The organism is Bradyrhizobium sp. LVM 105 (assembly GCF_003957705.1).
Classification (GTDB): Bacteria; Pseudomonadota; Alphaproteobacteria; order Rhizobiales; family Xanthobacteraceae; genus Bradyrhizobium; species Bradyrhizobium frederickii.
This window is the reverse complement of the sequence record NZ_QZMV01000001.1, coordinates 53,027-76,940: the sequence shown is the minus strand read 5'-3', so window position 1 is coordinate 76,940 and position 23,914 is coordinate 53,027. Positions and strand designations below refer to the sequence as shown.

Annotated in this window: 21 protein-coding genes; 6 read left to right on the top strand and 15 right to left on the bottom strand. The window is 61.9% G+C overall.

All coding sequences use genetic code 11. The features are described 5' to 3' along the window. Positions 1 to 90 precede the first annotated feature (90 nt). The 5 genes from D6B98_RS39640 to D6B98_RS00340 all read right to left on the bottom strand — a co-directional run bounded on the left by D6B98_RS39640 (position 91) and on the right by D6B98_RS00340 (position 6,900). Positions 91 to 255 carry a hypothetical protein gene (locus D6B98_RS39640; protein ID WP_164718288.1) on the bottom strand — a complete coding sequence of 55 codons (165 nt, stop codon included), beginning with the start codon at positions 253 to 255 and terminating at the stop codon, positions 91 to 93. Between the two features lie 167 nt (positions 256 to 422). Then, entirely contained in the window at positions 423 to 2,366 is a 1,944-nt protein-coding gene (locus D6B98_RS00355) for a glycosyltransferase (protein ID WP_126254973.1), read from the bottom strand. Next, positions 2,363 to 3,745: an HlyD family secretion protein gene (locus D6B98_RS00350; RefSeq protein WP_126254972.1), complete on the bottom strand. Its 1,383-nt coding sequence runs from the start codon at positions 3,743 to 3,745 to the stop codon at positions 2,363 to 2,365. Before D6B98_RS00350 ends, D6B98_RS00355 begins: the two co-directional genes overlap by 4 nt. Positions 3,746 to 3,897: 152 nt before the next feature. Next, positions 3,898 to 5,889 (bottom strand): putative bifunctional diguanylate cyclase/phosphodiesterase, encoded by a 1,992-nt coding sequence (locus tag D6B98_RS00345; RefSeq protein WP_126254971.1) that lies wholly within the window; start codon positions 5,887 to 5,889, stop codon positions 3,898 to 3,900. A gap of 6 nt (positions 5,890 to 5,895) precedes the next feature. After that, entirely contained in the window at positions 5,896 to 6,900 is a 1,005-nt protein-coding gene (locus D6B98_RS00340; RefSeq protein ID WP_126254970.1) for a TRAP transporter substrate-binding protein, read from the bottom strand. Positions 6,901 to 7,749: 849 nt separating this feature from the next. Between D6B98_RS00340 and D6B98_RS00335 the strand changes: the two genes are divergently transcribed. Then, positions 7,750 to 8,010: a DUF1488 family protein gene (locus D6B98_RS00335; protein ID WP_126254969.1), complete on the top strand. Its 261-nt coding sequence runs from the start codon at positions 7,750 to 7,752 to the stop codon at positions 8,008 to 8,010. A gap of 122 nt (positions 8,011 to 8,132) precedes the next feature. Here D6B98_RS00335 and D6B98_RS00330 read toward each other — a convergent pair whose 3' ends face one another. The 5 genes from D6B98_RS00330 to D6B98_RS00310 all read right to left on the bottom strand — a co-directional run bounded on the left by D6B98_RS00330 (position 8,133) and on the right by D6B98_RS00310 (position 12,752). Then, complete coding sequence (locus D6B98_RS00330; protein ID WP_126254968.1) at positions 8,133 to 8,516, bottom strand: hypothetical protein; 384 nt, start codon at positions 8,514 to 8,516, stop codon at positions 8,133 to 8,135. Between the two features lie 256 nt (positions 8,517 to 8,772). Continuing rightward, on the bottom strand, positions 8,773 to 10,422 hold the full coding sequence (gene groL, locus D6B98_RS00325) for a chaperonin GroEL (protein ID WP_126254967.1): 1,650 nt from the start codon (positions 10,420 to 10,422) through the stop codon (positions 8,773 to 8,775). A 153-nt stretch (positions 10,423 to 10,575) separates the two neighbouring features. Next, positions 10,576 to 10,893 (bottom strand): co-chaperone GroES, encoded by a 318-nt coding sequence (locus tag D6B98_RS00320; protein WP_126254966.1) that lies wholly within the window; start codon positions 10,891 to 10,893, stop codon positions 10,576 to 10,578. A 409-nt stretch (positions 10,894 to 11,302) separates the two neighbouring features. Continuing rightward, entirely contained in the window at positions 11,303 to 12,103 is an 801-nt protein-coding gene (locus tag D6B98_RS00315) for an SDR family NAD(P)-dependent oxidoreductase (RefSeq protein WP_126254965.1), read from the bottom strand. Positions 12,104 to 12,173: 70 nt separating this feature from the next. Then, positions 12,174 to 12,752, bottom strand: coding sequence for a TetR/AcrR family transcriptional regulator (locus D6B98_RS00310; protein ID WP_126254964.1), 579 nt, complete (start codon positions 12,750 to 12,752; stop codon positions 12,174 to 12,176). Positions 12,753 to 12,959: 207 nt separating this feature from the next. Between D6B98_RS00310 and D6B98_RS00305 the strand changes: the two genes are divergently transcribed. The 4 genes from D6B98_RS00305 to D6B98_RS00290 all read left to right on the top strand — a co-directional run bounded on the left by D6B98_RS00305 (position 12,960) and on the right by D6B98_RS00290 (position 18,778). Then, positions 12,960 to 14,072: an efflux RND transporter periplasmic adaptor subunit gene (locus D6B98_RS00305; protein ID WP_349644811.1), complete on the top strand. Its 1,113-nt coding sequence runs from the start codon at positions 12,960 to 12,962 to the stop codon at positions 14,070 to 14,072. Beyond that, the gene (locus D6B98_RS00300) at positions 14,069 to 17,179 is read left to right on the top strand and encodes an efflux RND transporter permease subunit (protein WP_126254963.1); all 3,111 of its coding nucleotides are present in this window, start codon (positions 14,069 to 14,071) and stop codon (positions 17,177 to 17,179) included. Before D6B98_RS00305 ends, D6B98_RS00300 begins: the two co-directional genes overlap by 4 nt. A 12-nt stretch (positions 17,180 to 17,191) precedes the next feature. After that, a complete protein-coding gene (locus tag D6B98_RS00295; RefSeq protein ID WP_245481199.1) occupies positions 17,192 to 17,449 on the top strand; it encodes a DUF3551 domain-containing protein in 258 nt (85 codons plus the stop codon). 168 nt (positions 17,450 to 17,617) lie between these two features. Next, entirely contained in the window at positions 17,618 to 18,778 is a 1,161-nt protein-coding gene (locus D6B98_RS00290) for an iron-containing alcohol dehydrogenase (RefSeq protein ID WP_126254962.1), read from the top strand. Here the strand turns inward: D6B98_RS00290 and D6B98_RS00285 are convergent. After that, positions 18,750 to 19,097, bottom strand: a complete 348-nt coding sequence (locus D6B98_RS00285; RefSeq protein WP_126254961.1) for a hypothetical protein — start codon at positions 19,095 to 19,097, stop codon at positions 18,750 to 18,752. The genes D6B98_RS00290 and D6B98_RS00285 overlap by 29 nt on opposite strands. A gap of 196 nt (positions 19,098 to 19,293) precedes the next feature. After that, entirely contained in the window at positions 19,294 to 19,752 is a 459-nt protein-coding gene (locus D6B98_RS00280) for a winged helix-turn-helix transcriptional regulator (RefSeq protein WP_126254960.1), read from the bottom strand. Positions 19,753 to 20,028: 276 nt separating this feature from the next. On the opposite strand from D6B98_RS00280, the gene grxD reads away from it, so the two are divergent. Next, a complete protein-coding gene (gene grxD, locus D6B98_RS00275) occupies positions 20,029 to 20,358 on the top strand; it encodes a Grx4 family monothiol glutaredoxin (protein WP_126254959.1) in 330 nt (109 codons plus the stop codon). A 183-nt stretch (positions 20,359 to 20,541) separates the two neighbouring features. On the opposite strand, the gene D6B98_RS00270 is transcribed toward grxD, so the two are convergent. Genes D6B98_RS00270 through D6B98_RS00260 form a run of 3 tightly spaced genes read right to left on the bottom strand, consistent with a single transcriptional unit; the run spans position 20,542 to position 23,909 of the window. Continuing rightward, positions 20,542 to 21,555 (bottom strand): NAD(P)H-dependent flavin oxidoreductase, encoded by a 1,014-nt coding sequence (locus D6B98_RS00270; RefSeq protein ID WP_126254958.1) that lies wholly within the window; start codon positions 21,553 to 21,555, stop codon positions 20,542 to 20,544. A gap of 21 nt (positions 21,556 to 21,576) precedes the next feature. Further along, complete coding sequence (locus D6B98_RS00265) at positions 21,577 to 22,764, bottom strand: acetyl-CoA C-acyltransferase (protein WP_092188304.1); 1,188 nt, start codon at positions 22,762 to 22,764, stop codon at positions 21,577 to 21,579. Between the two features lie 14 nt (positions 22,765 to 22,778). Further along, on the bottom strand, positions 22,779 to 23,909 hold the full coding sequence (locus D6B98_RS00260) for an acyl-CoA dehydrogenase family protein (protein ID WP_126254957.1): 1,131 nt from the start codon (positions 23,907 to 23,909) through the stop codon (positions 22,779 to 22,781). Positions 23,910 to 23,914 lie beyond the last annotated feature (5 nt).

Below are 23,914 nucleotides of genomic sequence, written 5' to 3'. Positions count from 1 at the left end.
CACGAAGAACCGACTGCGAAGCCTGGCTTCGCAGCGGCCGTGACCGCTCAGCTCCAAGGCAATATCTGGTCAGCGCATCTTTCCGCGAACTCAGCGCCGCCCTTCGACATATCGAAGGATGGTCTCCGAAAGACGCACGACGAGCTGTTTCAGCTCCTTATTCTCTTTTTCGAGAGAGCGAACGGCGACCGTCATTCGCTTCTCATCGTCCGGACCATGTGGCCAAAAGGTGGGCGGATTTCGCTCGGCGATCATTCCTTCCTCCCGACAGCGCCAGCCCCCTAGGATACATGCTCTCAGACGCACCGATTCGCTGGTCAATATTGCTCAGCTTCATGATAGGACAGCCGTGCTGCCCAACCCCGTCCATGCAGCCGCCCGAGCAATGGCGCCCGACCCGACGAAATCGCCGGCAGACGTCGTCAGCCGAAGATCCGCATCATGATTGCTTTGCCGAGGGGCGCGGCGCGTATGCCGGTGAATGCAGTGACGTAGTCACCGGAATAGAAGGCTCGAATGAGATCGACGCGCGCGTTGTGGGTTTCATCGAACCGGATCGCAAATCCATCCCCGGTGCGCCGCACGACCAGAGCGGCGACAGTTCTCCCCCGAAGAGTGCAATGAACGGCAGTCCCGACAGGCGGAGGATTGTCGCTCACGAAGCGGGCCCCCGTAATCGAGATATCGGCCAAACGGTAGATGCCGGACCGCTCACCGATACTGAAAAGAACCGGCTCAGTGCGCTCGAACCGCTCGGCTTTTCGCCGCCGCGGCTGCTCGATGGTTACCAAGCAGATGATGGTCAGGATGACCGCATTGTATAAGCTCCAGGCCAGTGCCAGGCCGCCATAGGCGATTGCGTCGCCTTGCGCATGAAGCACGAAGGCATGGGCAATTCCGGCGAGCGTGATCACCAACGCGGAGCCGTAGACCCTGAACAGCGACCATTCGATGAAACCTTGATTGCGATCCCCGCCCTTGGCGGTGACCTCGAATTTGTGCCCCCGCGGCTTCAGCAGTCCCGTCGCGACCGCTTTGAGAACGGCCGGCAGAGCAATGTATTGAGCGACGTCGGACATCACCGCCATTGACCGTCCGCGGGAAATCCAGGCCATGGTGAGCGAGTACCAGACATAAAACGGCAGGAAATATCCGAGGAGCACGAAGAGATCCGCCTGAACGGCTTTGACGCCGAACAGAAGATAAAGGCTCGGAACGACAAGACCGAATACCTTGACGACATAGGTCGAAGTCCAACTCAGGAATGCTTCGACGAGGGACAGCCTGTCGACAAAATCCAGCCGCGACCTTCGGGAAAAGGGGCCGCTGCGCCCACGAATGATCTGCATGAAGCCAAGGCACCATCGGCTGCGCTGAGTGATGTACTCCTTGAGTCCCTCGGGGGCTAACCCCAAGGTCAGACGCTCGTTCAGATACACCGTGCGCGCGCCAATTTCCTTCAGCCGCAGCGTCAGGAGATAATCCTCCGTCACGGAATCGGTCGGAAAGCCGCCAATTTTCACGAGTGACGAGCGTCTGACGACCGACGACGTGCCGCAACAGAAGGCCACGCCCCACGCGTCCTTCGCTGGCATCAGAATATCGAAGAAGAAGCGCTGCTCGTCCGGCCAGACCTTGGTCGCGGCCAGGTTGGTCTGGATCGGATCCGCATTGATGAAATGCTGAGGCGTTTGCACTACACCCACGCCAGGGTCGCGGAGCAGGCACATCGCGCGGGCGAGAAATTCGGGCATGGGGACGAAATCGGCATCGAGGATCGAAATGAAGTCGGGGGGATCGACGAGCCCCGTCACATGCCGCAGAGCATGGTTGATGTTGCCGGCCTTGGCGTCCTTGTTGTCGGGTCGTGCCAGATAGCGGCAGCCGAGGTCGCCTGCAAGCTCTTCGAGCCAGCGGCGCCGCCCGTCGTCCAGCACCCAAACTCGATAGTTCGGATAGTTCATTCCAGTTGCGCCGACGATCGTGCGCTCGAGAATCGAGACTTCCTCGTTGTAGGTGCAAATGAACACGTCGACCAGAGGAGCGTCCTGTTCGGCAAGCCATAGCCTGTTGGCTTCGACTTGCGGCGTTCGATCGGTCGTGCGGCTCAGGAACAGCAGCGAGAGTGCACTCGCCGCGAGTGCCGCAGCCTCGACGACGAGGAACAGCGCTCCCACGACGAAATCGGCGGTCCAGCCGACGGGCGGGACCGTGAACGCAAGGCGCCATCCAAAATAGCGGATCATGAGCAACAACACGATTGCGATCATCAGCAAACGCGCCGCAGTGCTCCCAAGCCGGAGCCAGGGCAGGATGGCAAGGCAGAACCCGAGCGCGATAAGGCCCGGTGTCAGCGCGGCGATCATGGCCCTCTCGCACTATCTGCCGAGAAGATGACGCGTCCGGTTCGCCCGACCGGACAATTGTTGGAGCCATTGTTGAGAGCGGGGACCGAGATCGTGGCACGATACGGTTCCTTGCTCAGCGCATCAGGATTGATGGCGAGGTTGGCCGGGGCTCCAGCAGATCCGGTGAGATTGACGACGGTGCCGGCCAACTCGGGCCCGCCGGCGCTCGGTCGGAAATGCGCAACCGATCCCAGTTGCAGGCTGTTGTACACACTCTCCGTGACGTTCGCCGTCACCACCGCGCCGGAGCAATCGAGGAGACGAACCAGCGGTTGGCCGGCCCGCACGTCCTCTCCTGCTGCTGTCAGGATCTCCCAGACCCGGCCGGCGACGGGAAATTTGAGCTCCGCCTCCGAGCGGCCGACATAGCGAGATCGCTCGGATTCAATCTCACCCGCAAGCCACGCGATCTGCGCTTCCGCATGCGCCAAGTCCGCTGTGAGCCCTTCCGCCCGCTGCCGCATCTCCTCCTCACGCTGCACGGAACTCGGGCGATCGTTGTAGCTGTCGCCAAGAAACGTACCGTCGCGCGCGGCGGTGAGCTCGACCTGGGTCGCATCCAGGCGGCGTCGCGCGCCGATCTCGGTCTGCAGTGCTATGGTTTGATCTCGCGTCAAGCGCCCAAGCTCGACGGAGGAAACGCTGCCTGACTTGATGAGCGACAACGCTCTTTCCACGGCAGCCGCCGCCTCTTCCCGACGCGCCGCGGCCGCTTCGATCGAGGCTTGGATCTCGGCGATGCGCGCTTCGAGCTGACGTATCCGCCCCTCCGTGAACAGGGCCGCCTGACGCGCCAGATCCTTCTGCGCGGCGCGGGCCGAGGCAATCTTCGAAACCAGGCTTGGCCGCTCGTTTTCCAGCCGAGACATCTGGCTGCGCAGATCATCGAGCCGCACGTGGTCACCGCGCGTGTTGACGACACGAAGGATGAGCGTGCCCTCGGCGACGATGCCTGGATCGCCCGACAGACCGGCGCCGGATGAAATCTTGCCGTCGATCGGCGACCTCAATGTCACCAGTCTCGAGTTGACGATGGCTTCGACGCTTGACGTCTGGAGAAGCGCCCTCAGGGGGAGCCAGCCGAAGACTGCGACGATGGCAATGCCCGCGGCTGCTTTCACAAATCGCAGCGGTATCCGGCTAGGATTGGATTGCGCCACATTCGCCGTCGGAGCGTCAGTCTCCGAAGCCCCGGTCTTGCCGGGATTGAGACGGGCATCCAACTCGTGCTGCAGATCGGACGCGCCATTTGCTCCGTCGATCGATGCCGTGAGAGGTTCGGTGGTGTGTGGACCGCCGCTTTCGGATGCCGGGTCGTAACGGGGTTGATTTTTCATGGTAGACATCACCATCAACGCACAACCTCGGCGAGAGATGCAGGCAACGCGAAAAAATGCCCATCTTGGTAAGAAGAACGCTAAATGAAACGCCAGAATGTTTACATAACAGGCGGCCGGGAGCCGCATCGCCCACAACGCGCAGGTTCGTGCTACCCTTCAGCCCTGGCGTTGACGACGTGCAGTTCGGTCACGGGCGAAGCCGGCGGCATTGTCCTCGCGAAGCCCGCCAGAATGCTGGCGCCGAGTTCCGAGGCCGGCACTGGCCGGCCGAAGAAAAAACCCTGGACCTGATCACCGTCGGCCGTATCGAGAAACGCCGCCTGACTGGCGGTCTCGACGCCCTCGACCGTTACGCGCATATGCAGCTCGCGTCCGAGGGCGATGATCGCTTTGACGACCGCTCCGACCTGGCAATGGGGGCCGTCGAGGCCCTGCATGAAGGCTCGATCGATCTTGATCTTGTCGAACGGAAAGCGCCACAGGTAGTTGAGGCTCGAATAGCCGGCACCGAAATCGTCCATCACGATGGCCACGCCCATCGCCTTGAGGCTCAGGAGCTGCGACACAATTGCTTCGGTGTTGCCGAGAAGCAAGCCTTCGGTAATCTCCAGCTCGAGCCGGTGCGGCGCGAGTCCCGACTCTCTCAGTGCGACAGCCACGATGTCGCTGATGGTGCCCGCCACGAACTGCTGGGGTGACAGGTTCACGGCAACGGTCAGGTGCGCCGGCCAGGTCGCAGCGGTGCGGCATGCCTGCCGCAACACCCACGCCCCGATCTTGTCGATGAGCCGCAAGTCCTCGGCGACCGGGATGAAGGCCAATGGCGGAATCAGTGTTCCGTCCGCCGCCGGCATTCGGATCAGCGCTTCGAAGCCGGCGAGGCGGCGCTGCGGTATTTCGAAGAGAGGCTGGTAGTGCAATTCGAAGCGATCATTCAGTACCGCCTCGCGAATCGCTCTCTCGAGCTCGATGCGCGCCTGTAGCTCGGTATCCATCTCGGGCACGAAGAACCGGATGCAGTTGCGGCCGGCTGCCTTGGCCGCATAGAGCGCGAGGTCGGCACTCTTGAGCAGCCGCTCCGGGGTGGTGCCCTCCTCCATCGCCAGCGCCACGCCGATGCTGGCGGTGGTGAGGATCTCGCGCTGCTTGAACTTCACCGAAGCATTGAGAGCGGTGGCAAGATGGCGCGCAAACGTCTCGGCCTGCCTCCTGCCGGCGATGTCATTCTGCACGACGACGAACTCGTCGCCGCCGAGCCGGGCCACCATGTCGTCGATCCGGACCGCTGCGCGCAGACGCTCGGCGATGGACTTGAGCAGAAAGTCGCCGCCGTCGTGACCAAGGGTATCGTTGACCTCCTTGAAACGGTCGACGTCGATGAAATGCACGGCGAGGCCGCCGCCGCGCATCGGCAGGTGAGCGAGGGCTCTGTCCAGTTGTTCGATCAGATGGAGACGATTGGCCAACCCGGTCAACGCGTCATGGTGGGCGAGAAAGCGGATGCGTCGGTCCGCCTGCTTCACCTTTGTTTCCCGATACCACGCAACTGCGGGAATGGAGAAAGCGAGACCCGACAGCAGGCAAAGGAATGCGGCCGCGGTCAGGAACGTATTGTGAAAACTCCTGCGTTGCTCCGTTTCATCCACGTAGGCCGCAACGACCGCAATGTGGCGACCGTCGGCCTGGACCGGGACATAGGCGCGCGCGAAGAACGCCGGTCGGTCGACCGAATTGCCCTCCGTGACATCGACGATTGGTTGACCGTTGGCGACTGACCGCGCCGCATCGGGGCTATATTCGGACAGGTCGACGAGCGCGATCTTCTCGCGAGTCGACACGAGCTGCGAATAACCATTGCGGTTGAAGATCTCGTAGTGAAACACTTCGCCGGCATTTCGCGCCGACAGGAAGAACGCTATGCTTGCGGCGGAAGGCTGCTCGCCGCCGGCGATCTGCTCGAGATCGGTGACACTGGGCGCCAGGAACCGCGCCCAGCTACGAGCGGCCGACGTCGCATCTTGACGCAGAAGATGATCGGTCGTGATCTTCAAGGTCGCCCCGGTGCCCAGCAGCAGAATGGCAAGCGCGGCGACGATGATGACGATGTTTCGCTGAGGCCAGATGCTGGCGAATGCTGACATCCGTGGCTACCGGGTCGAACGCATTTTTGTGAGCTCGGCCCGGACCGTTTTCAGCAGCTCGGCATTGTGCTGACTCTTCGAGGCCCAATCATCGGCAATGGCCGCGAACACGGCATTTGCCGCATCCAGGTCTGACGGCGAGGGCATGATCACGTGACGCTTGGGATCGGACTTCAGCTCCGCCACAATACTGCTTTCCACGGCTTCGTAGGTATCTACGAAGCGCCCGGCAGACCACGCCCCACTGTATTTGAGGATGATCGCCTGCGCTGATTTCGGTAGCCGGTTGAATGTCTTCCGGTTCATCAAGACCATCAGCGGCGCGCCGCTGATGCCAAGAAGGTAGTGATAAGTCGCAACGCGTTTGACGCCGTAATCGACCACTGAAGCAGGGTTCACGAGGGCGCCGTCGATGCTGCCGTTGCCGATAGCTTCGGAGATCTTGTTGACCGGCAGGAGCACAGGCCGCGCCCCCAGTTTTTCGAGCGCGGCGGCTTCGCCAGGATTGTTGACGCGAAGTCGCTTGCCCTTCAGATCATTCAGCGACGTGATCGGGATATTGCTGTGGATCGTCTCGGGTTCGCTGACATAAGCGCCGATCACGATGTAGTCATCGTAACCTTGCAGCGCGTTGGCTGCCATCAGCCGGGTGAGCACCGCAACGGACTCCCGCATGCTCGCAAACAGGCCGGGCAATTCGAGGATTGCATTATCCGCAAATCGATTGCGCGTCAGGCCTGTGACGACGTAGGCGATGTCCGCCCTACCATCGAGCACGAGCTGGGGCTGCTCAGCCGGGTCCTTGCCAAGCGCGCCGCTGAAATAGGTTTCAACTTCGATCTGGCCTCTGGCCTCGGCGTTGACCGCGTCGACGAATGGCTTGACCGCGGCGAGATAGCTCGTCGAGCGGTCGGAGCTGAAGAACGCCAGTTTGAGCTTGATCGGTTCGGCGGCGGACGCCGACGTCAATACCATGGAGATCAACGCGCATCGTGCCAGCAACTTGAGCATCGGCTTTCCGATCGTGGCGACGGCGCGTCACACAATCGTGCGAGGTTGTGCGAGACGCCGATTTCCTCTGGTCTCTAGCGAACCCTCATAGATAGACATGCTGCAGACAACTCTCATAGATAGAAATTGGCGATCCCAGCAGCGAGCAAATCGCGCATCGTGGTTGGACGCGTGTTAACGCCAGCGAGGCAATTGTCTGGAAGAGCGCCAATGCGGCCTGGGCCCACGCATCCTCGCGGGCAGACTCGCGACCGCCCGTGAACTTGGCTTCGGCCCCTTCATCAAAGACGACCGGGAGCCGGCATCCTAGACCGCAGCCGGATGTTTTGCTGAGCAATATTGCTCAGTTCACAAAGCCAGCGCTCGACAGGAATCGTGGACTGAACACGGCTACGGGCCTGCGCTCAGGATGCACCAGATCCTCCGGGGGAAACTACCACCGAATGAGCACTGCAGCAGCGATCAGCAGCACGAAAAAGATCGGCAGCAATACGGGAGGTACCATCCACTCGCGAACACTGAAGTTGGAGATATTCGACATTTGACCGCCTCTTGGTCGCGGCGGGAGCACATTGCTCTCAGTCACCGATAACAGCCGATGGGCGCGCGGTGATGACCCAGATATAGTGCCTATTCGCGGAATAACGAGGTCAAGCGCAACTTTTCTGCCGTCGTCGGCATCGCGCGGCATTGTATTACGCTTCCAGAATGACCATTTGAGGGGTGGCGCAACTGGATCGCTCCAGATCCCTCGCTTGGCGCCAGCTTCGGCCACGTCCGATGTTGTCTGCCTACTGCCTGCACGCGACGTGGGCGTCGCGGAACACCGGCAACTGATCGGCTCCAACCATGATTGAGTTTCCAAATCACAGTCGTTCTTATGATCGCACACGCCGTGCCGTGCGATTTTGGGGATACGACAGCGCTATTGAGGCGTCGTTCTTCATAAACGAAGGCGCGCTGAAGCGACTTCAACCAGGTGCCAGCTACGATGAAGCGGGGTTCCTCTGCGCGTTTGATTCCAATCGTGACGTGATCTGTGCCGCCGCTGCCAAGGTCTACAGCCGCGGCAGCAGGGGCTCTTACGATCTGGTCGCCGCAAATTTTTGAAACGCTCCTGCTCTTGCAGGCGGTCTTGCAGGCCGGTCTTGCAGGCCGGTTTTGCAAGCTGGTCTTGCAAGCTGGGCCTGACCAGCGGAATTGCGGTCTTTCCGCCGCGCGGAGTTGCCTGACTATCCGCGCAACGCAACAGCTTTCTTGCTATCAAGCGATTCGGCGCAAGCTTTTGCGACGGCCGAGTTTGGCTCGGTGCTTCCCGGCATCGTGGCCCAGCCGCCCTTTTCGACGAATTTGCTCTGGTCCCAGGCGTAGGTCGCCTTCTTCATCTCGACCAGGTTCGCGGGTGCATCCGCGGCTTGTCGAAATTTCTCAACGCAGATCGGTGTGAGAGCTGCGACGACAGCCATCGCAGCACTGTTCCTCGCGAGCGTCTCGGCGGTCCCGCCTGTCACCCAGCCGCCCCAGCTGAAGCCCATGATTGCCAGAGCGATTGCTCCGGCCGCGGCTCCCCACAGCGCCGACCGCACGGCAGCTTTTGTCTCCCCGGAGATCTCCATCGCTTTCACCCTGACCTAGAGGTAAGTCGAGCTTCACCTGCCAAAGCGCGATGCGATGAGGATGAATCGTCATCGCGCTTTAGGTTGTCGTTTGAGCATGATCTTTTCGGAAAACCGCTGCGCACTTCTCCGGATCATGCTTTAGGGAGGCTAGACACGTCGAGCGATCGGCGTCTGTACCAAATTGCTCACGCAATCGCGCGCGGACACTCGCGCGATGCCCGATGCGCCGGTTCGGCGTCGTGAGCCGGCTCGCTTAGAAATCCATACCTCCCATGCCCCCCATGCCGCCGCCGCCCGCAGGAGCGCCGCTGCCCGCGTTCCGCTTCGGCCCCTCGGCGACCATGGCTTCGGTGGTGATCAAGAGAGCCGCGACCGAGGCCGCGTTCTGGATCGCCACCCGAACCACCTTGGTCGGGTCGATGATGCCTTTGGTGACCAGGTTGACGTATTCGCCGGACTGGGAGTCAAAGCCGTAGCCGTATTGATCCTTCTCCAGGATCTTGCCGACGATCACCGAGCCGTCTTCACCGGCGTTGATCGCGATCTGGCGCGCCGGATAGGACAGCGCCTTGCGCACGATCTCGACACCGGTCTTCTGGTCGTCGTTCTTGGTGCGCAGCCCCTTGAGATGCTCGGACGCGCGCAGCAGGGCGACGCCGCCGCCCGGCAGGATGCCTTCCTCGACGGCCGCGCGGGTCGCATGCATCGCGTCATCAACGCGGTCCTTGCGCTCCTTGACCTCGACCTCGGTCGCGCCGCCGACGCGGATCACCGCGACGCCGCCGGCGAGCTTGGCCAGACGCTCCTGGAGCTTCTCGCGGTCGTAGTCCGAGGTGGTTTCCTCGATCTGCGCCTTGATCTGGGCCACGCGCGCCTCGATGTCGGCCTTCTTGCCGGCGCCGTTGACGATCGTGGTGTTCTCCTTGTCGATCATCACCTTCTTGGCGCGACCGAGCATGTTGAGCGTGACGTTCTCGAGCTTGATGCCGAGGTCTTCCGAGATCGCCTGGCCGCCGGTCAGGATCGCGATGTCCTGCAGCATGGCCTTGCGGCGATCGCCGAAGCCCGGCGCCTTGACGGCCGCGACCTTCAGACCGCCACGCAGACGGTTGACGACGAGAGTTGCGAGCGCTTCGCCTTCGACATCTTCCGCGATAATCACCAGCGGCTTGCCGCTCTGCACCACGGCTTCGAGCAGCGGAAGCAATTCATTCAAGTGAGACAGCTTCTTCTCGTTGATGAGGACGTAGGCGTCGTCCATCTCAACGCGCATCTTGTCCGCGTTGGTGACGAAGTAGGGCGAGATATAGCCGCGGTCGAACTGCATGCCTTCGACGACCTCGAGCTCGGTCTCAAGCGACTTGGCTTCTTCAACGGTGATGACGCCCTCGTTGCCCACCTTCTTCATGGCGTCGGAGAGGAACTTGCCAATTTCCGCGTCGCCGTTGGCCGAGATGGTGCCGACCTGGGCGATTTCCTCGTTCGAGGTGACCTTCTTGGAGTTCTTGACGAGGTCCGCGACGACGGCTTCCACGGCGAGGTCGATGCCGCGCTTCAGGTCCATCGGGTTCATGCCGGCGGCAACCGCCTTGGCGCCTTCACGGACGATCGCGGCGGCGAGCACGGTCGCGGTAGTGGTGCCGTCGCCGGCCGCGTCGGCGGACTTGGAGGCGACTTCGCGCACCATCTGGGCGCCCATGTTCTCGAACTTGTCCTCGAGCTCGATCTCCTTGGCGACGGTGACGCCGTCCTTGGTGATGCGGGGGGCCCCGAACGACTTGTCGAGAACGACGTTGCGGCCCTTGGGGCCGAGCGTGACCTTGACCGCATTGTTGAGAATTTCGACACCGCGCAACATCTTGTCGCGGGCATCTACGCCGAATTTGACTTCTTTGGCCGACATCATGATCTCCGTTTTCGACTGGTCAGATCCCAAGGATCTCCCAAGGATCGCGCGCCTGGGCGGGCTCTCGAGGAGCGGGATTGAACTTGCGGGCCTCATCCTGCAAGACGCCGGCTGCGCCGACGGCTCAGGACAAGGAAGACTGACTGGAGCTTAGGCGACCTTCTTCTTGGCGACGGGCCGATCGACGAGAACGCCCATAATGTCGCCTTCCTTCATGATCAGCAGGTCCTGACCATCGAGCTTGACCTCAGTACCGGACCACTTGCCGAACAGCACGCGGTCGCCGATCTGGAGGTCGATCGGAATCAGCTTGCCGGCTTCGTCACGACCGCCTGGACCAACCGCCGTGATCTCGCCCTGCGAGGGCTTTTCCTTGGCGCTGTCCGGAATGATGATGCCGCCGGTGGACTTGTCTTCGGCTTCGATGCGCTTGACCACGACGCGGTCGTGAAGCGGACGGAATTTCATGCTGTCCTCCTGTTTTCTGGTTGTTGTTGCTTTGGATGAAATAGCAGTCGTGGCCAGCAAGTGCTAATCAGCACATAAGCCGCCGCAGGGGGCGTACAAGACCGAGCCGAACCGATATTCTGAGCGCTGCGAACGGCACGACGCCGGCCCGGCCTAATGGCGTCAAACTGGCAAAGCACGCCCACGAAGTTCCCAAGCCGAGCCCCGCGCTTTCGTTCCAGCGACTTGGCTGGAATGTGGTAGCGGATTTGACGGTGTTACATCTCACCCCCGGATGTATCACCTGCCCGCGCCCCGGAAAGGCTCATACGTGCTCGTCCCTTCTACCTCGCCCGGCGCGGTGACGGTCGCGCCTTCCTGCAGATTCGGTTTGGGGAGTCAGAATTCCGCAGAGAGGTACGGCCAGGCGTTAGGCGTCCATTATTCTCTTCATCGTGGCCCTTTGCATTGATCGCGGCGTCAAACGATTTGAAAAGGCGGCCATCTTGTTCAATGGACCTGCGACCGCCATGGCCCTTCCTTGCAAAAGCGCCCGAATCCCGCTCGCCGCGACCGGACGCGGCTTCATGGTGAGGAGGCGCAGCAAGCTTGAAGCGGTTGCGCCAGCTGCCGCATCGAATCCCGTCGCGGTGTGCCCCGGGCAGAGACTGGTCACGACCACACCGTGCGGGCGGAGTTCGTCATGCAGGGCCTCGCCAAAGGCGAGTACATAAGCCTTGGTCGCGGCATAAGCTGCGTAGCTGGGAACGGCCTGGAAGGCCAGAAGGCTGGCGATGAGGAGGATATGTCCGGATCGCCGCTTGGCCATGTCGCGGCCGAACAGATAGGTCAGCTCTGTGACCGTGGTGATGTTGAGCTGGATCATGTTCGTGGTCTGCTCGATCGGCGTGTCCAAAAAATCGCCGTGCAAGCCAAATCCGGCATTGTTCACCAAGACGTCGATCGTCACCGACCTCGCATCGAGACTGCTTTTCAGGCGGCTGGCCGCGTCCGGCGCGGCAAGATTGATCGCCTCGACCAGGACATCCACCCCGTATTTGCTGCGGAGATCCGAGGCAAGCTTGTCCATCGACTCTCGCCGTCGAGCCGCCAAGACGAGATTGACTTTCTGCGCCGCCAGCAGATCTGCGAATTCAAGGCCGAGGCCACTCGACGCGCCCGTGACCAGCGCCCATTTTCCGGCGAAGTTGTCCGTTGCTTCTTTTGACATCGTTCTCTTTCTAATTTGATCAGCGAATGGGCCGTGCGGATTCTCACTCCGAACACCGGCCCCTCCCCATTCAAGCGGCAGCGGCGTCTCGGACCTGTTCGGCCGCGGCATCCAAAAGCGCTTGAGCCAGATCGGGGTCGTTGACGACGCGCGAGAGCGTCACCGCGCCGACCATCGTCGCGAGAATGCCCATGGCCTTGCCGAGCGAGGCCTCGCCGTCGTTTCCGGCGATGAAGCGGCCGAGCACGTCGAGATGGGCTTTGATTCCCTCTTCGAATTCCGCCTTCACGTCGGGGCCCTGCCGGGCGGCGTCCGAGCCGAGCGCCACGATCGGGCAGCCGTCCATCTTCTCTCCGCGATGGTCGCCGCTGAGGTAGAACCCGATCACGGCGCCGAGTGGATCGTCAGGATGCGCCGCGGCCGCGTCTGACCATCGGCCGGATGCGCTTTCCAATGCGCGCCTGGACGCCTCCACCGCCAGATCCTCTTTTGAAGCGAACTGCTTGTAGAAGGCGCCCTGAGTCAGCCCGGCCCCCTTCATCAGATCCTTGAGGCCGATGCCATCAAAGCCGCGCTCCCTGAAGAGGCGACTGGCCACATTGATCACGGTTTGGCGGTTCTCGGCCGCCTGGGTGCGACTCACTCGCATCGCGGATCTCCATTTGGATTTCGTTCAACTGCTATATCCGATATAGAGTTCGATTACAATCTATCAATCGACGCGGCGCGATTTCGCGGGCTGCGCGGCGAAAATCCCGGGGTTTTGGATCACGCTCCCGTTACCGCCCCGAAAATTAGATTGCGAACGAAATCTAATCTGATTATAGATGTCGCATGAAATCTAATTTTGAAGGAGATGGTCATGAAAAGGGGTGTTGCGGTGCTCGCCGGTATTCTGGTTCCGGCAGGGGTAGCGACCTTCGTTGCGCTTGCCATTCCCTCCCATGAAGCCTCCGCGGTGATCGACCCCAGGCAGGAGCCCCCGATGGTCCGTCTGGTGACGGCCACTCGGGTCAGCGGATCTGAACGCGGTTTCACCGGGACAGTCGGCGCGCGAGTGGAAAGCAATCTCGGTTTTCGCGTTGCCGGGAAGATCGTCGAGCGGCTCGTCAATGTCGGTGAGCAGGTCAAATCCGGCCAGCCCTTGATGCGGATCGACGAAACCGACCTCCGCCTCGCGGTCACAGCAAAGCGCAATGCCGTCGCCGCGGCGCGTGCAGTTGTCGTTCAGACCGACGCCGACGAGCGGCGCTACGCCAACCTGGTGAGCGACGGATGGACCTCAAAGCAACGCTACGAGCAGGCGAAGGCCGCATCGGACACTGCCAAAGCGCAGCTTGCCGCCGCGGAAGCCGAAGCAGGGGTCGCCGAGAACCAGGCGACTTATTCCGTCCTGGTGGCGGATGCCGACGGAACGGTCACCCAAACGCTCGGTGAGCCGGGACAAGTGGTCTCCGCCGGCCAAGCGGTCGTTCGGCTGGCACAGTCCGGTCCTCGCGAAGCCGTGGTCGCGCTTCCCGAAACGATCCGGCCGGCGATCGGCTCGCTCGCCGAGGCGAGCTTGTATGGGAGCGATGGGCGCCGCTTTACCGCGCATCTGCGCCAGCTGTCGGATTCCGCCGATCCCCAGACCCGCACCTATGAGGCCCGCTACGTGCTCGATGGTGACGCCGCGGCGACACCGCTAGGCGCGACGGTCACGATCCGGCTCGCCAGCCAGGATCATCAGCCGGAAGTCCAGGTGCCGCTGGGCGCCGTGCTCGATGACGGCAGAGCGACGGGCGTTTGGGTCTTCGACAGCGCGACCTCGACCGTGCGCCTGCAGCCCGTCAAGCTGCTGCGCGTGACCAGCGAGACAGCCGTTATCTCCGGATCGAAGTCCGGTGACCAGATTGTTTCTCTCGGCGCTCATCTCCTGCATGAGGGCGCTCGCGTCAGGACTGGCTCGGAAAGCGGGAGCAAATCGTGAGCTTCAATCTCTCCGCCCTCGCCGTTCGCGAACGCGCCGTCACCCTGTTCTTCAACCTGCTGCTGGCAGCCGCGGGCGCCTACGCCTTCCTCATGCTCGGGCGAGCCGAGGATCCGTCCTTCACCATCAAGACCCTGACGGTCACCACCGTTTGGCCGGGCGCGACAGCGCGCGAGATGCAGGACCAGGTCGCCGAACCCCTGGAGAAGCGGATTCAGGAGCTGACCTGGTATGACCGGGTGGAGACGACGACGCGGCCGGGTTATGCCTACATGACGGTGACGCTGAAGGACAGCACGCCGCCGTCCAGCGTGCAGGAGGAGTTCTACCAGGCCCGCAAGAAGCTCGGAGACGAAGCGCGCAAGCTGCCGTCCGGAGTGCTTGGCCCCTTCGTCAACGACGAATATTCGGACGTGAGCTTCGGACTCTACGCGCTCAAGGCCAAGGGCATGCCGATGCGCGAGCTCGCCAGGCAAGCCGAGACCATTCGCCAGGATCTCCTGCACGTGCCTGGCGTCAAGAAGATCAACATCCTCGGCGAGCGTCCCGAACAGATCTTCGTCGAGTTTTCCTATGCCAAGCTGGCAACCCTCGGCGTGTCGGCAACGGATATCGTTGCCGCCCTTCAGCGGCAGAACACCGTCACACCGGCGGGCTCGATCGACACCAAGGGGCCGCAGGTCTTCATCCGGGTCGATGGCGCCTATGACAGCGTCCAGGCGATCGCCGACACGCCGATCGTCGCTGCCGGGCGGACGCTGAAGCTGTCCGACATTGCCGAGGTCCGCCGCGGCTACGAGGATCCACCCACCTACATCATCAGGCACCAGGGCGAGCCCACCATCATGCTCGCGGCGGTGATGCAGGAGGGCTGGAATGGTCTGGCGCTCGGCAAGGCGCTGGAGGAGAGGTCCGCGGCTATTGCTCGGACACTGCCACTCGGGATGACGCTGGCCAAGGTCAGCGACCAGGCCGTCAACATCACCTCGGCGGTCGACGAGTTCATGATGAAGTTTGCGATGGCGCTCGGCGTGGTGCTGCTGGTGAGCCTGCTCAGCCTCGGCTGGCGTGTCGGCATCGTCGTTGCGGCGGCCGTCCCTCTGACGCTCGCCGTCGTGTTCCTCATCATGCTGGAGACCGGCCGGTTCTTCGACCGCATCACGCTCGGCGCTTTGATCCTGGCGCTCGGTCTTCTCGTCGACGACGCCATCATCGCGATCGAGGTGATGGTGGTGAAGATGGAAGAAGGCATGGACCGCATCTCGGCGGCGGCCTATGCGTGGAGCCATACCGCGGCGCCGATGCTGTCCGGAACGCTCGTGACAATCGCGGGCTTCCTGCCGGTGGGTTTCGCGCGCTCGACCGCCGGCGAATACGCCGGCAACATCTTCTGGGTCGTGGGATTCGCCCTCATCGTCTCCTGGATCGTCGCGGTGATCTTCACGCCGTACCTTGGCGTCAAGATGCTGCCCGCGATCAAGCCGGTCGAAGGCGGTCACCATGCGATTTACGGGACGCCCAACTATCAGCGCCTGCGCAGCCTCATCACCCTCGCCGTCCGCCACAAGTTCCTGACCTGCAGCATCGTCGCCGTCGCCTTCGCGCTTTCCGTCGTCGGCATGGGTGGCGTCAAGCAGCAGTTCTTCCCGACCTCCGACCGCCCGGAAGTGCTGGTGGAGGTTAGGCTGCCGGAAGGCACCAGCATCGAGACCACGACGGCCACCGTCGAGAAGCTCGAGGGCTGGCTGCACGATCAACCCGAGGCCAAGATCATCACGAGCTATGTCGGTCAGGGCGCGCCGCGCTTCTTCTTCGCGATGGCGCCGGAGCTGCCGGATCCGGCCTTCGCGAAGATCGTCGTTCTGACGCCGGACGCGGAGGCGCGCGAGGCTTTGAAGCACCGGCTCCGAAAGACCGTGTCGCAGGGCCTTGCACCTGAGGCCAATGTGCGCGTCACGCAACTCGTGTTCGGACCCTATACGCCATTCCCGGTTGAGTTTCGTGTGATGGGGCCTGATCCCGCGCAATTGTACGCCATTTCTCAGAAGGCTCTCGAAATCATGCGTGGTGTTCCCGATGTGCGGCAGGCAAATCGGGATTGGGGCAACCGCACGCCCGTGCTCCGCTTCATCCCGGATCAGGATCGGCTGAACCTGATCGGCCTGTCGCCGGCCGAGGTGGGCCGCCAGCTCCAGTTCCTGCTCACCGGCATCGCCGTGACGCAGGTTCGCGAGGACATCCGCAATGTCCCGATCGTGGCACGCAGCGCCGGTGGCGAGCGGCTCGATCCGGCGCGTCTGGCGGATTTCTCGCTGATGAGCCGCGACGGCCGCTCGATTCCGCTCGACCAGGTCGGTCATTCGGAAATCCGACTTGAAGAGCCGATCCTGAAGCGCCGCGATCGCACCCCGGTCGTCACGATACGCTCGGATATCAATGAGGCGACCCAGCCTCCGGAGGTCTCCAAGGAGATCAAGACGGCCCTCCAGCCGCTGATCGCCTCTCTTCCGGCCGGCTATCGCATCGAATTGGGCGGATCGATCGAGGAGGCAACCAAGGCCAACGACGCGCTGGCGACGATCTTCCCGGCCATGATCGCCGCCATGCTGATCGTCGTCATGCTGCAGGTGCGATCGTTCTCGACCATGGCGATGGTCGTCCTGACCGGACCGCTTGGTCTCGTCGGTGTCGTGCCGGCACTGCTCATCTTCAACCAGCCGTTCGGATTCAACGCGATTCTGGGCCTGATTGGACTGGCGGGCATCCTGATGCGCAACACTCTGATCTTGACCGAACAGATCAAGGAGAACCTTGCCGCCGGACTTGACGACTATCACGCCGTCATCGAGGCCACGGTGCAACGCACGAGGCCCGTGATCCTCACGGCGCTTGCTGCCGTGCTGGCCTTCATCCCGCTCACGCATTCCGTGTTTTGGGGATCGATGGCCTACACGTTGATCGGCGGCACCGCCGTCGGCACGGTTCTGATCCTGCTGTTTCTGCCCGCGCTCTATGCCGCCTGGTTCCGGATCAAGCCGACCGCAGAGGGGACGCATGCGGATGCAATGGAAGAAGCCCAAGCACGGCCAGCAATGGCCGCCGAATAGGATGACGCTTGAGTGCAGGAGACCATATTGAGCAAGCTATTCACCCTCCTCTCGATTGTCTTCGCCGGCCTGGCTGGCGCAGACTACTTGAGCGTTGCACCGGCGGCTTCGCCAAACGCCTACGGATACTGTATTCAAGACCATTCCTCCGACACTCGGACATGCAGCTTCGATACGCTCGAGCAGTGCATCGTCCTCATTTCCGGTCGCGGTGGGAGTTGCGCTCGCCACCCGTGGCCGTCCGAGGGATCCGCTATGGCGGCGAACTGAACCAAGGCTGTCCGCCATATTTTGGTCGAGCCGGGCTTCGCCGAAGCGGAGCTCGGCTCGCAACCACATGGCTGGCCTCGCGATCCGGCACCAGAAAAGATGGCCGTTGCGCCCAGTCACTATTAATACTAAAGTGACTTATATTCAAAAACAGTCGTGGGGAAACAAATGCGCAAGGTTGGGATACATAACTTTCCGGACATCGACCGTGTGGTTTACGGCAAGCCTGCAGCCGAGGCTTTGAATGATGAAGCGGTGCGGCTGAATGCCAATCGCGTTTTCCTCCTGGTCAGCCGTACCCTGAATACGAAGACCGACGAGATCGAAACGATTCGCCGTGCGCTCGGCAACAAGCATGTAGCGACCTTCGACGGGATCGCGCAGCACACGACCCGCAAGCAGGCCGCCGAGGTCGCGCGTCAAGCGAAGGAGGCGCAAGCTGATCTGGTGGTAGCCGTCGGCGGAGGCTCGGCGGTCGACCTCGCGAAGATCGTCATCATGGCCATGGAACACGACATTTTCGATGAGGCAGGCTTCGACCCGTTCGTCATGGGGCCTGGCGTGCCCTTCTCTCCATTCCGTGCGCCCACAGTGCGGCAGATCGCAGTGCCGTCGACGCTGAATGGCGGCGAATACAATGCCGGTGCGCTCGTCACGGACGAGCGCACCAAGCTGAAGCAGATATTCTTCCACCCGCAGATGTCACCCGTGGCAGTCATTCTTGATCCCGACCTCAGCCTTCATACGCCCACGAACCTATGGATGGGATCCGGGACTCGCGCGATGGATCACGGCATCGAAGCCCTGTGCTCGCCAGCGGGCACGCCTTTGGCCGATGAAGTGGTCCTGGCCGGCATCCGTCTTTTGCGCGAGGGGATGCTCCGCACCTTGCAGCAACCGAATGACATGGAAGCGCGACGCCAATCGCAACAAGGCTCATGGCTCGCCGCTTTCGGCCTGCAGGCTCGTGTTCCGATGGGCGCAAGCCACGGCATCGGACACGTTCTTGGCGGCACTTTCGATGTTCCTCACTATTACTGCACGCCCGTCATCATGCCGAGCCTTCTTCGGTACAATAAGGCCTTTACAGAGGACGCGCAGAAGCGCCTGGCGGCGGCCCTCGGCAGCCCTGAGATGGAAGCTGGAGATGCCTTTGCCGGCTTCGTCAAGGCGCTCGGACTACCTACGCGTCTGGCAGACGTCGGCGTCGGCGAAGACAAGTTCGAGAAGATCAGCAAGATCGCGATCAATCATCGCTTCGTTCAGGCCAATCCGCGGCCGTTCAAGAGCGAATCCGATATCATCGATCTCTTGCGAATGGCCGCTTGACCGCACCTGGGCGCTTAGTCCGCGCCGAGACTTTACGCGGCGCTTTTGCGATTCCAGGGACCTGGGGCTCGCTGCCCAGGACATATTCGCGAGCTACGCTCATTATCTCCGATGAGAATTCCGGTTGATCCACCGCGCGCGCCAACAGCAGGGCACCGACGATCTCGGAGACGACGGCAATCGCTTCTCGCTTCGATGGGCCGTTCACGTCCTCCGACAGAAAGTCGATCATCTCTCTCAGGCGGTTTGAAAACGCCCTTCTGATGCCCACGCCGGCCCGCGTGACCTCGGCACAGCCCGAGGCGGTTTTGGGCCACATTCTGCCTTTTCTCAAGAGCTGACGGCGTCAAGGCGCCGCGCGCGCCTGCCTTTCCGTTCAAAGAATGCCCAGTCACATCCTTCCAAAAGGAAGCGTCGATGGCCAAACCGTGTCCCATCCTGATGACCGGCGCCGGCGGAGACGTAGGCTCCATCAGCAAAACGATGATCGGGCCACTCGCATGGTGGCTCGCGGCTCAATTCCTTGCGCCTCTCGCTGTCTTTGCCGCCGGCTTGCCAGCGGATTTCACCCGTTGCACCGGACGGCGGATCAAGGCCTCGGAGGCTTTCTGCAGGTGACGCAAGCACTCATCGTGCTGCAGGCCGGGGCTCAATTTCCCGCCGAGGTGCCGTAGACCCCATCGACCGAGCGCCAATACGATGACGCCGAGCTCGCGGCCCGGATCCGTCAGGCTATAGGCGGCCCTGGGAGGGTGATCGCTGTAGAACTCGCGGCGCACCAGGCCGTGTTCCTCGAGTATCTTCAAGCGATCGGAGAGCACATTGGGAGCCATGTGGGGCAGACGCTCCTGAAGATCCTGAAAGCGCATGGTGCCGGGAAGCAAGTCCCTGATGATGAGCAGCGTCCACCGCGCGCCGACGATGTCGAGCGTTCGGGCTACCGGACAAGTTACGTCGAGGCTCTTTCTTGCCATCCAAATGAGGTCCCGGAATCCTTAGCTTGTCCGAATATAGTCAATATTACCGGAATTGAAACTGCACCGAGGTGCCGTGAGCCCCCGCTTCGCACGATTAGGTCCGCAGGGCCTAAGTTCCTTTTAAGTATTTACTTTCTATTGAAACTGAAGTGACATCTTTCTGTTCGGTTTGGAACGCCAAGCTGGGGCTCGCGAGAGATCCCGCTCGGCTAACCGCGCAGGTTCATCGACGGAAGGTAACGACCGGGGCTGACAAACGTCAGGAGAACACGGATGACGATCGCAGAGTTCATAAGCAACGAAGTCAATGCAAACGAAGTCGTGCTATTCATGAAGGGATCGCCGAGTTCGCCGGCCTGCGGATTCTCGGCGCAGGTTGTTCGTATCCTCGATCATCTGGGCGTGACGTTCAAATCGCATGACATCTACCAGTCCGAGGAATTGCGGCGAGGGATCAAGGCGTATTCGGACTGGCCGACGATTCCGCAGCTCTACGTGCGCGGCGAGTTCGTTGGCGGCTGCGACATCGTCACGGAAATGTTTCAGTCGGGCGAACTCCAACAATTGCTCTCGGCAGAGCACCCAGTTGCTCACTCGTCCTGAGCGGCCCCGTCATGGATCCGAATGGCGGCTATGGCGTTTCGCTCTACCAGATTGCCGACCACGAGAGCATCGAAGCGATCGAGACGCCTCTCTTTTCAATGAAAGGCGTGGCCGACGAACATACAAGGTGTAAGGGGACAGGACGCTCAAAATATCGAGCGTCCTGTCCGTTGACCCATTGCGTCAGGCGATAGCGCGGACCGGGGCAGAACCCGTGCTCACACCGTCGAGGAAGCCGGTCAGCCGCTGCCGGATGATGCGTTCGGCACCCTCCATGATGCGATCGATCAACTCCTTGACGGTCGGAATGTCGTTGATCAGACCGACCACCATGCCGCAGCTCCAGGCCCCGGCATCCATGTCGCCCTCCAACATCACCTTCGGGTAGACGCCGGCAACCTGGTCGAGAATATCTTCGATCTTCAGGCTGACGCCCTTCTCGCGCTCGATCTCGATCAGCTCCTTGACGCCCTTGTTCTTCAGCACGCGCTCGGTGTTGCGCAGCGCGCGCATGACGAGAACGGTGTCGAGCTCGGTCGCCTTGACCAGTGCCTGCTTCACGTTGTCGTGGACCGGCGCCTCCTTGGTGGCGACGAAGCGGGTGCCCATGTTCATGCCCGCCGCGCCCATGGAAAGAGCCGCAACGAGGCTGCGCGCATCCGCCATGCCGCCCGAGGCGACGAACGGAATCTTGAGCTCATCGGCCGCACGAGGCAGCAGAATCATGTTGGGAATGTCGTCCTCGCCAGGATGACCGCCGCACTCGAAGCCATCGACACTGACCGCGTCGCAGCCGATCTTCTCGGCCTTCAGCGAATGCCGCACCGAGGTGCATTTATGGATCACCTTGATGCCGGCGGCCTTCAGCGCCGGCATGTACTCTTCCGGGCTACGGCCGGCAGTCTCGACCGCCTTGACGCCGCCTTCCTTGATCGCGGCGATATACTCGGGATAGGGCGGCGCGGTGAAGCTCGGCAGGAAGGTGAGATTGACGCCGAACGGCTTGTCCGTCATGTCGCGACAGCGCGCGATTTCCTTGGCCAGCAGCTCGGGCGTCTTCTGGGTGAGGCCGGTAATGAGGCCGAGGCCGCCGGCGTTCGACACCGCTGCTGCAAGTTCTGCGAACCCGACATAGTGCATCCCGCCCTGAATAATCGGATGTTCGATGCCGAACAGTTCCGTAATCGCTGTCTTCACGACGATCTCCCGCAGTTCCGTTCAATGGATGATTTCGAAAAGGCCCGCCGCGCCCATGCCGCCGCCGATGCACATGGTCACGACACCGTACTTTGCCTTCCGTCGCCGCCCCTCGATCAGAAGGTGGCCGGTGAGGCGGGCGCCGGTCATGCCATAGGGATGACCGATCGCAATCGAGCCCCCATTGACGTTGAGCTTGTTCGGGTCGATGCCGAGCTTGTCGCGGCAATAGATCACCTGAACCGCATAAGCCTCGTTGAGCTCCCAAAGATCGATGTCATCGATCTTCAGGTTGTGACGCTTCAGCAGGCGGGGGATCGCGACGACCGGGCCGATACCCATCTCATCCGGCTCGACGCCTGCGGCAACGAAGCCACGGAAGATCCCGAGCGGTTTGAGCCCCTTCTTGGCGGCGATCTTGTCGCTCATGATCACGCATGCTGATGCACCGTCCGAAAGCTGGCTCGCATTGCCTGCGCTGATGGTTTTGCCCTCGAACACCGGCTTGATCTTGGCGAGGCCTTCTGCGGTCGTATCAGGACGCGGGCCTTCGTCCTTGGTGAGGGTCACCTGTTCATAGGAAACCTGCTTGGTGTCTTTGTTGACGAGCGCCATTTTCGTCGTGATCGGAACGATCTCCTCGTCGAACCGGCCGCTCTGCAGGGCGGCCCCGACCCGGCGCTGGCTCTCCAGGCTGTATTCGTCCTGCTTGTCGCGGCCGATCTTGTAGCGCTCGGCAACGACCTCGGCCGTATCGAGCATCGACATGTACATTTCGGGCTTCATCGCCATCAATTCATCGTCGACCATATGAAACTTGTTCATGTGCTCGTTCTGAACCAGGCTGATCGACTCGATGCCGCCGCCGATCGCGATGTCCACGCCGTCAAGCATCACGGAACGTGCCGCCACGGCGATCGCCTGCAGGCCTGAGGCGCATTGCCTGTCGATGGTGGTGCCGGCGACGGTCACCGGCATGCCGGCGCGGATCGCCCCCTTGCGGGCTACGTTCATCACCATGGTGCCTTGCTGCATGGCGCAGCCCATCACCACGTCTTCGACTTCACCCGGGGCAATGCCGGCGCGCTTCACCGCCTCGGCCATGACGTGACCGGCCATGGTCGGCCCCTCCGTATTGTTGAGGGATCCGCGGTAGGCTTTGCCGACCGCCGTACGAGCGGTGGAAACGATTACTGCTTCTGTCGTCATACTCGCCTCTTTCCTTATGCGGCCGCGCCCAGTCGTGCATAGCGCAGGACATGGAACGCGGGGTCGCCGAACTGGATGTTGATGGAAGAGATGCGCTTGAAATAGTGGCCGACATTGAGCTCGTCGGTCATGCCCATGCCGCCATGCAGCTGCACAGCCTGGTCGGCGACGAATTTGGCAGCATAACCGATCTTCGTCTTGGCGCCGGAGGCGAGCCGCGAGAGGCCGGCTTCACCTCCGCTGATGCTGAGATTGAGGTGCTGCATCAGGGAGAGCGCCTCCTGATGCGCGATGAACATGTCGACCATCCGATGCTGCAGCACCTGGAATGAACCGATGGTGGTGCCGAACTGCTTGCGCGTCTTCGAGTATTCCAGCGTGGCGGAATTCAGCTCGCCAATGGCACCGACCGCTTCCGCGCAGAGCGCTCCGATGGCGCGATCGCGGCAGGCCTCCAGCGCTGCCACGCCCTCGCCTTCCTTGCCGAGCAGCTGTCCGCGGACATTGCGCAGACTGATCTCGGCGGCGCGACGGCCGTCGATGGTCTTGAAGCTCTGCAGATCGACGCCAGCCGCGCGGCGGTCGACCACGAACAGACTGACCCCGCCGCGATCCCGTCGATTGCCCGAGGTACGCGCGGAAACGACAAGGTAATCCGCCCAGGGCGCCGCGATCACTGCCGTCTTGCCACCGCTCAGGACGTAGTCATCGCTCTCACGTCGCGCGGTGGTCGTCACGTCTGCGAGATCGAACCGGCCCCCCTTCTCCGTCCAGGCCAGCGTCCAGATCTTCTTGCCCTCGACGATGTCGGGGATGAAGCCCTGTTTCTGCGCGGCATCGCCTAGCCGTTCGATCAGGCCGCCGGCCAGCACCACCGTCTCGACGAACGGCTCGACGACGAGATGGCGCCCGAACTCATGCGCGATGATCATGGTCGACAGCGGGCCGCCGCCGAGACCACCCGCATCCTCGGCGAACGGTGCAGCCAGCAGGCCGAGTTCGGCAAACGCCGCCCATTGCCTGCGACTAAAACCTTGTTCGTCGGCGACGATCTTGCGGCGCGCCTCGAAATCATACTGATCGCGCAACAGGCGCTGGATGCTGGATCGCAGCAGTTCCTGCTCTTCCGTAAACTGAATGTCCATCCGAC